Consider the following 13,996-nt stretch of genomic DNA (forward strand, 5'->3'; position numbering starts at 1 on the left):
AGGATGACGGCATGAATATAGAGGAATTTACATCCAGTTTAGCGGAGAAAGGGATTTCCCTTTCTGACCGCCAGCTGGAGCAATTCGAGTTGTATTACCGGATGCTCGTGGAATGGAACGAAAAAATGAATCTGACATCCATCACTGAGAAAAAGGAAGTTTATCTCAAGCATTTTTATGATTCGATAACGGCGGCATTTTATATTGATTTTGAAAAGGTCACCACTCTTTGTGATGTCGGCGCCGGCGCCGGTTTTCCGAGCCTGCCCATCAAAATCTGCTTCCCGCATCTGCATGTCACCATCGTCGATTCACTGAATAAGCGGATTACGTTTTTGGAAACTCTCTCTGATGCTTTACAATTAGAGCATACGACATTTGTCCATGACAGAGCGGAGACATTCGGACAACGGAAAGACGTACGGGAAAGCTTCGATCTCGTGACGGCCCGTGCGGTGGCGCGTCTGTCGGTCCTGAGTGAGCTTTGTCTGCCGCTGGCCAAGAAAAACGGCGTATTTGCCGCACTAAAGGCAGCAGCAGCTGATGAAGAGCTGAAAGCGGGGCAAAAGGCGATTAAAGTATTGGGAGGAGAGCTTGAACAAGTTCATTCCTTTACACTTCCTGTTGAAGAAAGTGAACGGAACATCATGATCATTCGTAAGACGAAAAGCACTCCGAAAAAATATCCGAGAAAACCGGGTACTCCAAATAAATCGCCAATTGAAGGGTAATTTAGACAGCCTGATGTGACAATTCCATCATATTTTCTGCAAAATTGATGAAGATACAGCAGGAAAAACCATGAGAAAATAGAATTATAAAAATGGCAGTTTTTAAAGGTGGTGTAGGTACATGAAGCATTCATTCTCTCGTTTCTTCGGGTTTGGTGAGAAGGAAGAGGAACCGGAGATAGCTGAGCATGATACAAATAAAGAAGAGATACTCGAAATACCGGTACATGCTATCGTTCCCAACCGTTTTCAGCCACGCACCATTTTCTCAGATGAAAAAATCAAAGAGTTAGCAATGACTATCCATACACACGGCATCATTCAGCCGATTGTTGTCAGACATACAGAAGATGAAGGACAATATGAGCTCATTGCGGGTGAAAGGCGCTGGAGAGCGGTACAGACGCTTGAATGGGAGAAGATTCCCGCAATTATTAAAGATTTTTCTGATACGGAAACAGCATCTGTCGCTTTGATTGAAAACCTGCAAAGGGAAGAATTGTCCTCCATTGAGGAAGCTCATGCGTACGCAAGGCTGTTAGAACTTCATGATTTAACACAGGAAGCCTTGGCGCAGCGCTTAGGAAAAGGCCAGTCAACGATTGCGAACAAGCTCCGATTGTTAAAGCTCCCGGAACCCGTCCAGGATGCGATTATGGAGAAAAAAATTACGGAACGTCATGCAAGAGCACTGATTCCGCTCAAACAGCCGGAGTTTCAGGTCACATTGCTTGCGGAAATCATTGAGAAAAGCTTAAACGTCAAGCAGACGGAAGACAGAGTGGTGAAAATGCTTGAACAGAATAAGCAGAAACCAAAGCCGAGACGCAAAGCGTTCAGCAGGGATACAAGAATTGCGATGAATACGATTCGTCAGTCACTGTCTATGGTAGAAGACAGCGGCGTCAGACTGAATACTGAAGAAGAAGAATTCGAAGAGTACATCCAGCTTACCATTCGGATACCTAAATAAAAACTCTCCTGATCAGCAGGGGAGTTTTTATTTTAATTAAAAAAACTATTTTGAGATAATGATAGATTTATTGTGCACTATACATTATATATGTAAAATTTTATCTTTTTGTGTCGTGAATTGTCTTTTTACAGTCAAAAAAGTCGCTTCATCGGAGAACTTATATTAGAAAGTGTCTTTTTGGTTTACATTTTTTTCACTTGCTGATAAACAAATTATGAAAAAAATAAAACGCTTTACTCTTTTTTTGATAAGATAGAAACAAGACAGTACATGTTCATGTGAAGGTAGGTGACATCGTGGGAAAAATCATAGCAATTACGAACCAAAAAGGCGGAGTCGGGAAGACGACGACTTCTGTTAATCTGGGGGCTTGCTTGGCTTACATAGGTAAAAGGGTTCTTCTTGTTGATATTGATCCGCAGGGCAATGCAACGAGCGGATTAGGGATTGAAAAAGCCGATGTGGATCATTGTGTGTACGACATTTTAGTAGATGATGCAGATGTTACAGATATTATTAAACCGACTTCAGTAGAGAACTTAGATGTCATTCCGGCCACGATCCAGCTTGCGGGAGCGGAAATCGAATTGGTTCCGACGATCTCACGGGAGGTCAGGCTGAAAAGAGCATTAGAATCAGTGAAACAAAATTACGATTACATGATTATTGATTGTCCTCCGTCTCTCGGGTTATTAACGATTAATGCGCTTACCGCTTCAGATTCAGTCGTTATCCCGGTTCAGTGCGAATACTACGCTCTTGAAGGATTGAGTCAATTATTAAATACAGTTCGGCTTGTGCAAAAACATTTAAATACCGACTTAATGATAGAAGGAGTGCTTCTGACGATGCTTGATGCCAGAACGAATCTCGGCATTCAAGTGATAGAAGAGGTAAAGAAATACTTTAGAGATAAAGTGTATCAAACCATTATTCCTCGAAATGTCCGTTTAAGTGAGGCGCCGAGTCACGGCAAGCCGATCATATTATACGATCCGCGTTCGAGAGGTGCGGAAGTATATTTAGATTTAGCAAAGGAAGTGGCAGCAAATGGCTAAAGGCGGGCTCGGAAAAGGGATTAACGCGTTGTTTAATCAGGTTGATTTGTCTGAAGAGACAGTGGAAGAGATTAAAATCAGTGATTTACGTCCCAATCCTTATCAGCCAAGAAAACAATTTGACGATGAGTCATTAGCTGAACTGAAGGAATCCATCATTCAGCATGGCATTCTTCAGCCCATTATCGTGAGAAAATCATTGAAGGGCTATGATATTGTAGCCGGCGAACGCCGTTACCGCGCCGCAAAACTTGCCGGTAAAGAGACAGTGCCGGCCATCGTGCGGGATTTATCTGAATCGCTGATGCGGGAAATCGCTCTTTTGGAAAACCTTCAGCGTGAAGACTTATCACCGCTTGAAGAAGCTCTGGCATATGACTCACTGCTGAAGCATTTGGATTTAACCCAGGAACAGCTCGCTAAACGGCTCGGGAAAAGCAGGCCTCATATTGCCAACCATTTAAGACTGCTGACGCTGCCGGAAAGCATCCAGAACCTCATTGCAGAAGGTACGTTATCCATGGGACACGGCAGAACCTTGCTTGGTTTGAAAAATAAAAACAAGCTTGAACCGCTTGTGAAGAAAGTGGTTGAAGAACAGCTGAACGTCCGTCAGCTTGAGCAGCTGATTCAGCAGTTAAACAACAATGTTCCACGTGAAACAAAGAAAAAAGAACCTGTTCAAGATGTTGTGTTAAAAGAGCGGGAATCGTATTTGCAAAATTATTTCGGAACAACAGTAAATATTAAGAGACAAAAGAAAAAAGGGAAGATTGAGATTGAGTTTTTCTCAAATGAAGATCTTGAACGTATCCTAGAACTATTGTCTGAAAGAGAAGCGTAAAAACCATCTTTTTAAAAAAAGATGGTTTTTTATATACGTCTTGTCAACTTATGAAACGGACTGAGCCGTTCCTGCCGGCCTTCTGATTTATCTGTCAGCTGTAACCCCTCTGCTAAAACATTTGCCATGCTCATAACAAGATGAAGCCTCGTATTCTGCAGGACAAAATACTCCATAAACCCGCTGACATTGACGATTCCATTGATATGGACGTCACCGATTTCAGGAAGATCTTTTTGAACACCTGCTCCGGGCTTCAGCGGCCCATCGCCGATTTGAAATGACCCTACGCTTTTGACGCGGCCTAAACAAGCATCAACCGCTATAATAAACGGATTTTTATGTAGATGTTGAATATCTTTCAGCTTGTCTTTCATATTGACGGCGTGAACAGGATCTGACAGCGTGCCGTAAACGTGCAATCTGCCTAAATTCATTTTTTCTAACTTTGTTCCTACGAGCGGACCTAATGAATCTCCGGTCGACCGATCTGTGCCGATACACACGGTGACTAACGGTCTGCCGGCTGCTTTACGTAAAGATGAAGTAAGGATCGCTTGTATTTGATTCGCAGCAGAAGAATCCGTATGAGATACATATTGTTTTGCCCGTTCTTGAGAAAAAAGCCCGCCTTTTCGATTCATAAGGTTCACTTCCTTGTCATGTCATACGAGTATTACATTGTTGTTTTTGGTGTTGTATGGTTGTTTACAGTATATCCAGCGCTTCCTTTTTTTATGCTTATGTCGTGATCAGCATGCCGGTTGTTTGAAAAGAGCGGGATAGAAAAAAGAACCCAGAGCGATTGTTCTCTAAGTTCATGAAAGAAATAAGACCATTTGATCTACATCGACATATCGCTGATGATCTAATTTCAGCGCTCTTTTTTCTGTAGAGAAGAGAATGAATCCTAACTGGGCGTAGAGTTTTTTTGCGGGTTCATTTGTTGAGGTAACAGAGAGATGAAGCTGTTCTGTGTCCTTCATCTTTTTTGCTCGGCTGATGGCTTCCGTCATTAAAGCTTTTCCCGCGCCTGACCCTCGGTGTTTGGGGGAAATATACATAGAACCGATAACTGCAATGTGTCTTAGTTTAAACAGCGCATGCTTGGAGATCTTGAGGATTCCTATCAGTCTGTCTTTTTCAAAGGCGCCAAGCACGATGGCATTGTCGGCTTCAAGCCTGGCTTTAAATTTTTCGGACGGCCATTCTTTCTCCTCATCGTAGCTGACGGCAAATGCGTCCGGGTGATCTTTTAAAGCTTTGAGCCTGATATCGGAATAAGGCTGGGTATCATTTGCGGTTAAACGCCTGATGTACATGGTTTGAGCTCCTTGCATAAGTGAATTTTTCTGAATAGTCAATCGTCGGTATCATACCATATTTGTCCCATTTGTATGAATGATTGCCGCTGTCACTCAATATAGTAGCAATATGCGGAGATGATCAGAAATTTTATGAGGTGATGAGGGTGTGGAGAGCCGGGATGAAGTGGATGCTGCTCATATTAAGCAGCCAGATTGGGGCTGGGTATGCAAGCGGGCAGGAAATATGGCAGTTTTTCGGTGTCGAAAGCGGACTGGCTATTGTATTGTTTACAGTCATGTTTACGATTTCGGCTTATATTGTGTTGAAGATCAGCTATCGGGTTCAATCAACGCACTTTTTACCTGTGCTTGAGCATCTGATGGGGCCGGCTCTTGCTAAAGTCTATGATGTGCTTATTATGTTTTATTTGTTTTCAATGACGATGGTTATGATTGCCGGCGGCGGTGTGACGCTGCAAATGTACAAGCTGCCGTTTTGGATCGGTATTTTTCTTCTTTGCATTGTGACCGTCGGTTTATTCTTTTGGGATATAAAAGGAATATTATCTCTGAATAGTATTTTGATACCGATTCTTGTAGCGGGGCTGTTATATGCATTGGTCTTTTTTCAGACAACCCATCATTACACGTGGACGATAGATTTGACCCGCCAGTATAATTGGCCGGCAAGCATTACCTTCACGTCCTTAAACATCCTTTCTGTTGTCGCTGTTCTTTCTTCAATCGGAAAAGATATGAAGGGACTGGGAGAAGCGAAAATCGCAAGCGTTGCAAGCGGGCTGATTTTCGGTATGATTTCATTTGTTTACAATGAAACGCTTGTACAGCTTTCAGGCAGTCTTACACAGTATGAGATTCCTCTTTTCGCCGTCCTTGAAGGCGCTCCTTATCCGTTATTTCTTTGTATGGCCGCCGTGCTTTTTTTAGCCATCTATACGACAACCGTGACCGGTCTGTTCGGGCTGTCCAGCCGCATGCTTGCATTTGTGAAATTGCCGAGATGGACGCTCGTATCTCTTCTGTTAGCTGTGATGGTGCCTTTTACGACAATCGGTTTTTCAGATTTGATCGCGATTTTATATCCCATTTACGGGCTTTTAAGTCTTTATTTGCTGGTATGTCTTCTTCTTTACCCTATTTTAGGGAGATGGAAAAAAGTATAATGCTCATTTTGAGTGCGGCCGTTGCTCTTATCCTGTTTTTTTTTGTACAATAAATAAAGCAGTCTATGGAGAGAGGTGAAGGGTCTTGGCGGATAAAGACTTTGGCCTGAATGATATTGTTGAAATGAAGAAACCGCATCCTTGCGGTGAAAACAGGTGGAAAATCATTCGGATGGGAATGGATATTCGGATTAAATGCACGGGTTGTTCCCACAGTGTCATGATTCCGAGAAGAGATTTTGAGAGAAAGCTGAAAAAAGTACTCGTCAAGCATGAGGAGCCTACATCATAAGGGCTGGCGCTCATGCTTTTTCATATAGAGGAGAGGAAGAGGCCCGATGAGCAAAGTGCATCAGTCAGCGTGCCCGCTGAATTGCTGGGACAGCTGCGGCTTTTTGGTGACAGTTGAGGATGGAAAAGTGACGAAAGTAGACGGAGACCCGAATCATCCCATTACAGAAGGGAAAATTTGCGGCCGTGGCAGAATGCTGGAGACGAAAACGAATGCGCCGGAACGGCTTCGTTTTCCTTTAAAAAAGAAAGACGGCGAATTTGTCCGCGTTTCCTGGGAGCAGGCGTTAGATGAAATTGCTGAAAAAATGGCGGTGATTAAGGAGACGTTGGGCACTGCCGCAGTGCTGCACAGTCATGATTACGCCAATAACGGTCTTTTGAAGGCGCTCGACCAGCGTTTTTTCAATGGATACGGCGGTGTAACGGAGATTGCGGGCAGCATTTGCTGGGGTTCCGGTATTGAAGCGCAGCGCTGGGATTTCGGGCGTTCTTACGGGCATGGACCGCTTGATATTTATCACAGCAAGCATGTGATCGTATGGGGCAGAAACGTGTCCCGGACGAATATGCACCTCTATCATCATCTGCAGCAGGTGAAGAAAAAAGGAGCGACACTGACGGTCATTGATCCTATTTTTAACCCGACTGCCAAGCTTGCCGATCGGTATATATCCGTTAAACCCGGCATGGATGGCTGGCTTGCGGCGGGTGTTTTAAAAATATTATGCCAAACCGGCAGAACCGATTCCGATTTCATCCAAAGGCATTCGGTCGGTTTTGAAGAAATAGAAAAGCTTCTGCAGACGATTTCTATTGAGGAGATCATTGAGAAAACAGAAACGTCTTTAGAAGTGATTGAATATCTTGCTGATTTATATGCTGACGGTCCCGCCTCCACTTTTATGGGTCTTGGGATGCAGAGATATAAAAACGGGGGCGGGACGATACGGTGGATTGACGCTTTAGCTGCGGCGAGCGGAAATGTCGGTATCAAAGGCGGCGGCGCAAACTTCGGAAATGTGCAAGTCGGTGAAAGCTTTGCAAAGGCCGAGCTCACCCGTCCTGATCTGAAGAAAAGTTCGAGAACGTTTTCGATGATGACTCAAGCCGAAGAGGCGCTGAATGCAGCCGATCCGCCGATTGAGATGATCATCGTGACGTGCGGCAATCCGCTGACACAGGTGCCGAATACAAAAAAAGTGAAGGAAGCATTTGAAAAAACACCGGTCACAGTGGCCATTGATTCGGTCATGACCGATACGGCGAAGCTCTGTGACTATGTGCTGCCGACAGCCGTTGTTTTCGAAGAGGAAGATATTTATTATTCCAGCATGTATCATCACTATGTTCAATATGGCAAGAAGCTTGCGGAACCGCAGGGAGAGGCAAAATCAGACCGATGGATCTGGACGGAGCTCGCAAAGCGTCTCGGATTCGGGGAGCTCTTTGATTACAGTACGGAAGATTTCTTGAAAATGGGGCTCTCTTCTTTGGAGAAAGAAGGAATCACCCTTGAGCAATTAAAGGAAAAAGGACATATGCCGCTTCCGGTCAAACAGGTTCCGTGGAGTGATTTTCAATTTTTAACCCCGAGCGGAAAATTTGAATTCGTCTCGTCACTGGCAGAAGAGAAAGGATACAGCGGCCTCCCTCAATTGGAAGTGCCGGAGGAGTCTGTTTATCATGACGCCGGACTGGCCGGGAAATATCCGTATACGCTGCTGTCCATTCACCCGCAGCGCTCCAATCATTCACAGCACGTGCCGTTTATTGAAAAGCTTCAGCAGATTCAGGTGGATCTGTCGCCGGATATCGCCGAGGAGCTTTCACTTCAAGATGGAGATACGGCAGAGGTATACAATGACCGCGGCCGTCTGCGCGGCAGGGTGAAAATCATGAAGCAGGCTCACCCGAAGACGGTGAATATAGATGAAGGCATGTGGGCGGCATTCGGGGGCTCCGTCAACATGCTCACAAAGGATTCAAATTCCGATAATGGAATGGGAAGTACGCTTTTTGACTGTCTGGTAGCGGTTAAAAAAGGATAATCTAAGGAGAGAGAGGGCGGGAAATGCTTTTTTCTCAGCTTGTCTTTTCCTATGAACCTCCTTATAATTGCTCTAGGTTTACAATACGTTTATACGATGATGGTTTGATATAGAGGAGATGAAAGAATGGCTTTAACTGCTGGAATTGTCGGTTTGCCGAATGTCGGAAAATCGACGTTATTTAATGCAATTACCCAGGCTGGTGCCGAATCAGCCAACTACCCGTTCTGTACAATTGATCCGAACGTGGGAATCGTGGAAGTGCCGGATGAACGTCTGCAAAAGCTGACTGAATTGGTGAACCCGAAAAAAACGGTGCCGACTGCGTTTGAATTCACTGATATCGCGGGGATCGTAAAAGGCGCATCAAAAGGTGAAGGACTCGGAAATAAGTTTCTTTCTCATATCCGTCAGGTAGATGCGATCTGCCACGTTGTACGCGCATTCGCTGATGACAATATTACGCACGTGTCAGGGAAAGTCGATCCGATTGACGATATTGAAACGATCAATCTTGAATTGATTCTTGCCGACATGGAGACAGTCGAAAAACGCATCACGCGTGTAAGCAAGCTTGCTAAGCAAAAAGACAAAGAAGCGGTTTTTGAATTTGACATTCTGTCTAAATTAAAAGAAGCTTTCGAACAAGAAAAGCCTGCCCGTTCCGTTGAATTTACGGAAGAACAGCAAAAGCTTGTGAAGCAGCTTCATTTGCTTACGTCAAAACCCGTGCTTTATGTAGCAAATGTAAGCGAGGATGAAGTGGCTGATCCTTCAGATAATGAATATGTTGCGAAAATCCGGGAGTACGCCGCGGGTGAAAACGCCGAAGTTATCGTCGTCTGTGCGAAAATTGAGTCTGAAATTGCTGAATTGGAAGGCGAAGAAAAGCAAATGTTCCTTGAGGAGCTCGGCATCGAAGAATCAGGTCTTGATCAGCTGATTAAAGCGTCATACTCTCTCCTCGGCCTTGCGACTTACTTTACGGCGGGCGAACAGGAAGTGCGCGCATGGACATTCAGAAAAGGCATGAAAGCTCCTGAGTGTGCGGGTATCATCCACACTGACTTTGAACGCGGCTTTATCCGCGCTGAAACGGTTGCTTATGAAGACCTTTTGGCAGGCGGCGGAATGTCCGGAGCGAAAGAAGCCGGAAAAGTGCGTCTGGAAGGTAAAGAATATGTAGTCCAAGACGGAGATGTCATTCATTTCCGATTTAATGTATAGGACACAGTTGTAAAGGGACAAGAGCTTTGGTATAATATAAACTTGTGAGTAATAGAATTATTGCTCCTTGCCCATTATAGGGCCGCTTAGACCAAAAGGAGGTGCAAACAGATGAAAAAGTACGAAGTTATGTACATTATCCGTCCGAACATTGACGAAGAGTCAAAGAAGGCAGTTATCGAGCGTTTCAACAACGTATTGACTTCTAACGGAGCGGAGATCACTGGAACAAAAGATTGGGGTAAACGTCGTCTTGCTTACGAAATCAACGATTTCCGTGACGGTTTCTACCAAATCTTAAACGTTCAGTCTGAAGCTGCAGCGGTTGCTGAATTCGACCGTTTAGCTAAGATCAGTGACGATATCATTCGCCACATCGTTGTTAAAGAAGAAGAATAAGCAATTTGAAATATATAATGTTAAAAGGTGGTCTTTCATATGCTTAACCGAGTTGTATTAGTCGGAAGACTGACAAAAGACCCAGAGCTTCGTTATACGCCAAGCGGTGCGGCTGTCGCCACGTTTACTCTTGCTGTGAATCGTACATTCACGAACCAGTCCGGAGAACGTGAAGCCGATTTCATTAATTGTGTCACTTGGAGAAGACAAGCCGAAAACGTTGCAAACTTTCTTAAAAAAGGAAGCCTTGCCGGCGTAGACGGCCGACTCCAGACAAGAAATTATGAAAACCAGCAGGGACAGCGTGTCTTCGTGACAGAAGTCCAAGCTGAAAGTGTTCAATTTCTTGAGCCTAAAAACAGCGGCGGTTCTGGATCAGGCGGATACAACGAAGGAAACAGCGGCGGAGGCCAATACTTTGGCGGAGGCCAAAATGATAATCCGTTCGGCGGAAATCAGAACAACCAGAGACGAAATCAAGGGAACAGCTTTAATGATGATCCATTTGCCAACGACGGCAAGCCGATTGACATCTCGGATGATGATCTTCCGTTCTAATAGATTATCGCTATATTCATAACGAGAAAGGTGGGAAATGACAATGGCAGGAGGACGCAGAGGCGGTCGTGCGAAACGCCGTAAGGTTTGTTACTTCACTTCTAACGGCATTACGCACATCGATTACAAAGATGTAGATCTTCTTAGAAAGTTTGTTTCTGAGCGTGGTAAAATCTTACCTCGCCGTGTAACTGGAACAAACGCGAAATACCAACGTAAATTGACTATCGCGATCAAACGCGCACGTCAAATGGCTTTACTTCCATACGTAACTGGCGAGTAAACCGAAAGAAAAGAGCAAGAGCCTGCGGGCTCCTGCTCTTTTTTTATATCAGTCCCTCTCCATCCTGCCGAAATGTTTCACATGAAACATGGAAGTGCTCCTGACACCTATCTTTGTTATCTTGCTCCTCTATTCAAAAACTCGTACTTATGCAATGATTTTGTTTATACTGAAGAACAGGGGGTGGCTGAGATGGAGACAGACAGAGATATCCTGACTGATGAAAAGTGGAGCGCAATCATACACAATGATGCTTCTTATGACGGGGTATTTTATTATGCGGTAAAAACGACGGGGATTTTCTGCCGGCCTTCTTGTAAATCGAGAGTTCCGAATAAAGATAACGTGCTGGTGTTTGATACGGCTGATGCAGCGCTCGAGAGACATTTTCGACCCTGTAAAAGGTGCCGGCCGAACGGTCTTCGTCTTCCTGATGAAGAATGGATTGCTCAAATCATTGAATACATTGAACGCCATTATCACGAATCCCTGACTCTGAGTGTACTGGCCGAAATGTGTCACGGCAGCCCCTATCATTTACAGCGGACATTTAAAAAAATCAGGGGAATATCCCCGATTGCGTATATACAGAAAATAAGATTGTCGAAGGCGGAACACCTTTTAAAGCATACTGATATGACAGTCATGGAGATCGCTCTGACTGTCGGAATTCCAAACACAGCGCATTTCGCGACCCTTTTTAAAAAGGGAACCGGGAGTTCGCCCACAGAATACAGAAAAACGGCCAAAATGGGACAGGGAGGTTCAATATGAGTAAAGAGCCTATGATCTATTGGACACTCTTCACACGGAATGATTGGAGCCTGTATACAGCCGCCACATCTAAGGGGCTTTGCTTTATAGGCTCAAATTATGGAAGCTTTGAAGAGCTTGAGCAGTGGGCAAAAAAATCACTGCCGCAATACCGATTGGCACGTGATGATGAAAAGCTGGCTCCTTACACGGCAGAGCTGTCCGAGTACATTGAAAATGGCAGATCAGCTTTTTCCGTGCCGTTGGATCTTTACGGGACAGAATTTCAGCTTGCTGTATGGAAAGCGCTTATGGACATACCGTACGGCGAGATATACTCCTATTCGGATATAGCAAAAATGATTCAGAAACCGGCAGCCGTAAGAGCCGTGGGCGCCGCGATTGGAAAAAATCCGGTACTGATTACGGTTCCGTGCCATCGCGTCATCGGAAAAAACGGGAAACTGACCGGATTCAGAGGCGGTTTAGAAATGAAAAAGCAGCTGCTGGCATTAGAGGGCAGAAACATTGAAACACTGGAATACCGGATGAGCCGGACAGGAGGGATCACATGAAACTGATGTCTTGGAATGTAAACGGCTTGCGTGCCGTGATGAAAAAGATAGATATCAATACTTACGTTCAAGAAACGGAAGCCGATATTCTATGTCTGCAAGAAACAAAAGTACAGGACGGACAAGTATCATTACAACCTGAAGGATATCACGCCTATTGGAACTATGCGGTGAAAAAAGGCTACTCAGGCACGGCTGTTTTTTCGAAAGAAAAGCCGCTGCACGTGTTCTATGGACTGGGGATTGACGACCATGATCAAGAAGGACGGGTGATCACGCTTGAATTTGAGAACGTGTTTGTCGTCAACTGTTACACGCCGAATGCCAAACGCGGATTAGAGCGAATTGATTACCGTCTTCAATGGGAAGCCGATTTTAAGGATTATCTGCAGAAGCTTGACCGGAAGAAGCCCGTGATCTTATGCGGCGATCTGAATGTCGCACACAGGGAGATAGACTTAAAAAATCCGAAAGCCAACCGGAAGAACGCCGGTTTCTCGGAGCAGGAGCGGGAAGCGTTCAGCGCCCTGCTGAGCGCCGGATTTACCGACTCATTCCGCTATTTATATCCTGATCGGGAAGGCGCCTATTCCTGGTGGTCTTACAGGACGAACGCACGTGAGAAAAACATCGGCTGGCGGCTTGATTACGTCATTGTTTCAGACAGACTGAAGCAGCGGATCAGCCAAGCGGCCATTTGTGCCGATATCATGGGTTCTGACCATTGCCCTGTTGAAATGACAGTGGATTTATGATGAGATAGCAGTAAGAGAAATCCACTCTTGCTGCTTTTTTATCACCGAAAATGGAGGAGCACATGGCAAATATAAAAGAGATTGCGAAACTGGCGAATGTGTCGGTGGCCACCGTATCACGCGTATTAAACCGACACCCGTACGTATCTGAGGAGAAAAGGCGTCTTGTGAATCAAGTGATGAAGGAGCTGGATTATACCCCTAATCGAACCGCCATTGATCTGATTCGCGGAAAGACCAATACAATCGGTGTGATTTTGCCGTACAGCGACCATCCCTGCTTTGACAAAATTGTAAACGGTATCACGAAGGAAGCGTTTGCCCATGATTACGTGACAACCCTTCTCCCCACCAATTATGACCCCGCTATAGAGATGACCTATTTCGAACTGCTGAAAATGAAAAAGATTGACGGACTGATTGTCACGTCCCGCGCGAATGAATGGGAGACCGCCGTGCCTTACCTGGAATACGGTCCCATTGTCGCTTGTGAATATACACAGCATCAAGAGATTCCCTGCGCTTATAATGACAGGCAGGCAGCATACAGAGAAAGCTTTTTGTATTTGAAAAACCGCGGGCATCAAGACGTTGCTTTTACATGTGTGCGGGAAGCGGAAAAAAGCCCGAGTACGGCCGACAAGGTAACCGCATATAAGGCTGTTTTCGGCTCTCTTGATGAAACCCGCATTCTGGTCGGATGCCATGATATGGACGACGGAAAGCGTGCGGGTGAGCACTTCTGGGGTTTCGACAAGGCGCCGACGGCCATCTATGCGCACAGTGATGACGTGGCTGCCGGCTTGTACCAGTTTGCGAAAGAACAGAAATGGGATGCGGAGATCATCGGCGAGGGAAATCTGAGCGTCAGCCGGGCATTGAATATTCCATCCCTGGAACTTCATTTGGAACGGGTCGGAAAGGAAGCATTTTTATTGTTTTTTCACGAAAAAACAGCTAAAAAACAAATTATGCATCAATTTCAGCGGAAAAAGTCTTGAGCT

17 protein-coding genes are annotated in these 13,996 nt (G+C 45.0%); 15 read left to right on the plus strand and 2 right to left on the minus strand.

All coding sequences use genetic code 11. From position 1 onward, the window contains the following. Positions 1-11: 11 nt before the first annotated feature. The 4 genes from rsmG to BZ167_RS09760 all read left to right on the plus strand — a co-directional run bounded on the left by rsmG (position 12) and on the right by BZ167_RS09760 (position 3,609). Positions 12-731 carry a 16S rRNA (guanine(527)-N(7))-methyltransferase RsmG gene (gene rsmG, locus BZ167_RS09745; protein ID WP_007409901.1) on the plus strand — a complete coding sequence of 240 codons (720 nt, stop codon included), beginning with the start codon at positions 12-14 and terminating at the stop codon, positions 729-731. A 121-nt stretch (positions 732-852) separates the two neighbouring features. After that, the gene (gene noc / locus BZ167_RS09750; protein WP_007409900.1) at positions 853-1,704 is read left to right on the plus strand and encodes a nucleoid occlusion protein; all 852 of its coding nucleotides are present in this window, start codon (positions 853-855) and stop codon (positions 1,702-1,704) included. A gap of 299 nt (positions 1,705-2,003) precedes the next feature. After that, a complete protein-coding gene (gene soj / locus BZ167_RS09755) occupies positions 2,004-2,765 on the plus strand; it encodes a sporulation initiation inhibitor protein Soj (protein ID WP_007409899.1) in 762 nt (253 codons plus the stop codon). After that, positions 2,758-3,609 (plus strand): ParB/RepB/Spo0J family partition protein, encoded by an 852-nt coding sequence (locus BZ167_RS09760; protein ID WP_004392966.1) that lies wholly within the window; start codon positions 2,758-2,760, stop codon positions 3,607-3,609. Before soj ends, BZ167_RS09760 begins: the two co-directional genes overlap by 8 nt. Positions 3,610-3,638: 29 nt before the next feature. On the opposite strand, the gene yyaC is transcribed toward BZ167_RS09760, so the two are convergent. Then, positions 3,639-4,253 (minus strand): spore protease YyaC, encoded by a 615-nt coding sequence (yyaC, locus tag BZ167_RS09765; RefSeq protein ID WP_004392969.1) that lies wholly within the window; start codon positions 4,251-4,253, stop codon positions 3,639-3,641. Between the two features lie 174 nt (positions 4,254-4,427). Then, entirely contained in the window at positions 4,428-4,931 is a 504-nt protein-coding gene (locus BZ167_RS09770) for a GNAT family N-acetyltransferase (protein ID WP_077392039.1), read from the minus strand. A 143-nt stretch (positions 4,932-5,074) separates the two neighbouring features. On the opposite strand from BZ167_RS09770, the gene BZ167_RS09775 reads away from it, so the two are divergent. From BZ167_RS09775 to BZ167_RS09825, 11 genes are all read left to right on the plus strand, one after another. Further along, complete coding sequence (locus tag BZ167_RS09775) at positions 5,075-6,100, plus strand: YkvI family membrane protein (RefSeq protein ID WP_088005468.1); 1,026 nt, start codon at positions 5,075-5,077, stop codon at positions 6,098-6,100. Between the two features lie 85 nt (positions 6,101-6,185). After that, positions 6,186-6,392: a DUF951 domain-containing protein gene (locus BZ167_RS09780; protein WP_004392973.1), complete on the plus strand. Its 207-nt coding sequence runs from the start codon at positions 6,186-6,188 to the stop codon at positions 6,390-6,392. A 46-nt stretch (positions 6,393-6,438) separates the two neighbouring features. Beyond that, entirely contained in the window at positions 6,439-8,442 is a 2,004-nt protein-coding gene (locus tag BZ167_RS09785; RefSeq protein WP_060673742.1) for a molybdopterin-dependent oxidoreductase, read from the plus strand. A 126-nt stretch (positions 8,443-8,568) separates the two neighbouring features. Then, entirely contained in the window at positions 8,569-9,669 is a 1,101-nt protein-coding gene (gene ychF / locus BZ167_RS09790) for a redox-regulated ATPase YchF (RefSeq protein ID WP_004392975.1), read from the plus strand. 111 nt (positions 9,670-9,780) lie between these two features. Next, positions 9,781-10,068 carry a 30S ribosomal protein S6 gene (rpsF, locus tag BZ167_RS09795; RefSeq protein WP_004392977.1) on the plus strand — a complete coding sequence of 96 codons (288 nt, stop codon included), beginning with the start codon at positions 9,781-9,783 and terminating at the stop codon, positions 10,066-10,068. Between the two features lie 39 nt (positions 10,069-10,107). Beyond that, positions 10,108-10,626 (plus strand): single-stranded DNA-binding protein SsbA, encoded by a 519-nt coding sequence (gene ssbA, locus BZ167_RS09800; RefSeq protein WP_004392979.1) that lies wholly within the window; start codon positions 10,108-10,110, stop codon positions 10,624-10,626. Positions 10,627-10,669: 43 nt separating this feature from the next. After that, complete coding sequence (rpsR, locus tag BZ167_RS09805) at positions 10,670-10,909, plus strand: 30S ribosomal protein S18 (RefSeq protein WP_004392983.1); 240 nt, start codon at positions 10,670-10,672, stop codon at positions 10,907-10,909. Positions 10,910-11,101: 192 nt separating this feature from the next. Beyond that, a complete protein-coding gene (locus BZ167_RS09810; RefSeq protein WP_033574262.1) occupies positions 11,102-11,683 on the plus strand; it encodes a bifunctional transcriptional activator/DNA repair enzyme AdaA in 582 nt (193 codons plus the stop codon). Further along, positions 11,680-12,237, plus strand: coding sequence for a methylated-DNA--[protein]-cysteine S-methyltransferase (locus tag BZ167_RS09815; protein WP_033574263.1), 558 nt, complete (start codon positions 11,680-11,682; stop codon positions 12,235-12,237). The genes BZ167_RS09810 and BZ167_RS09815 overlap by 4 nt, the downstream gene beginning before the upstream one ends. After that, positions 12,234-12,992 (plus strand): exodeoxyribonuclease III, encoded by a 759-nt coding sequence (xth, locus tag BZ167_RS09820; protein WP_033574264.1) that lies wholly within the window; start codon positions 12,234-12,236, stop codon positions 12,990-12,992. Before BZ167_RS09815 ends, xth begins: the two co-directional genes overlap by 4 nt. A 62-nt stretch (positions 12,993-13,054) precedes the next feature. Next, a complete protein-coding gene (locus tag BZ167_RS09825) occupies positions 13,055-13,993 on the plus strand; it encodes a LacI family DNA-binding transcriptional regulator (RefSeq protein WP_033574265.1) in 939 nt (312 codons plus the stop codon). The last annotated feature ends 3 nt before the right edge of the window (positions 13,994-13,996 follow it).

This window comes from Bacillus sp. 275 (assembly GCF_001999205.1).
Classification (GTDB): Bacteria; Bacillota; Bacilli; order Bacillales; family Bacillaceae; genus Bacillus; species Bacillus velezensis.

What these genes read in the sequence shown, in the direction of transcription:
- BZ167_RS09785 (WP_060673742.1), top strand. Translation starts at nt 6,439, where the DNA reads ATGAGCAAAGTGCATCAGTCAGCGTGCCCGCTGAATTGCTGGGACAGC.
- BZ167_RS09775 (WP_088005468.1), top strand. Translation starts at nt 5,075, where the DNA reads ATGAGGGTGTGGAGAGCCGGGATGAAGTGGATGCTGCTCATATTAAGC.
- BZ167_RS09760 (WP_004392966.1), top strand. Translation starts at nt 2,758, where the DNA reads ATGGCTAAAGGCGGGCTCGGAAAAGGGATTAACGCGTTGTTTAATCAG.
- ssbA (WP_004392979.1), top strand. Translation starts at nt 10,108, where the DNA reads ATGCTTAACCGAGTTGTATTAGTCGGAAGACTGACAAAAGACCCAGAG.
- xth (WP_033574264.1), top strand. Translation starts at nt 12,234, where the DNA reads ATGAAACTGATGTCTTGGAATGTAAACGGCTTGCGTGCCGTGATGAAA.
- ychF (WP_004392975.1), top strand. Translation starts at nt 8,569, where the DNA reads ATGGCTTTAACTGCTGGAATTGTCGGTTTGCCGAATGTCGGAAAATCG.
- rpsF (WP_004392977.1), top strand. Translation starts at nt 9,781, where the DNA reads ATGAAAAAGTACGAAGTTATGTACATTATCCGTCCGAACATTGACGAA.
- yyaC (WP_004392969.1), bottom strand. Translation starts at nt 4,253, where the DNA reads ATGAATCGAAAAGGCGGGCTTTTTTCTCAAGAACGGGCAAAACAATAT.
- noc (WP_007409900.1), top strand. Translation starts at nt 853, where the DNA reads ATGAAGCATTCATTCTCTCGTTTCTTCGGGTTTGGTGAGAAGGAAGAG.
- rsmG (WP_007409901.1), top strand. Translation starts at nt 12, where the DNA reads ATGAATATAGAGGAATTTACATCCAGTTTAGCGGAGAAAGGGATTTCC.
- BZ167_RS09770 (WP_077392039.1), bottom strand. Translation starts at nt 4,931, where the DNA reads ATGTACATCAGGCGTTTAACCGCAAATGATACCCAGCCTTATTCCGAT.
- rpsR (WP_004392983.1), top strand. Translation starts at nt 10,670, where the DNA reads ATGGCAGGAGGACGCAGAGGCGGTCGTGCGAAACGCCGTAAGGTTTGT.
- BZ167_RS09810 (WP_033574262.1), top strand. Translation starts at nt 11,102, where the DNA reads ATGGAGACAGACAGAGATATCCTGACTGATGAAAAGTGGAGCGCAATC.
- BZ167_RS09815 (WP_033574263.1), top strand. Translation starts at nt 11,680, where the DNA reads ATGAGTAAAGAGCCTATGATCTATTGGACACTCTTCACACGGAATGAT.
- BZ167_RS09825 (WP_033574265.1), top strand. Translation starts at nt 13,055, where the DNA reads ATGGCAAATATAAAAGAGATTGCGAAACTGGCGAATGTGTCGGTGGCC.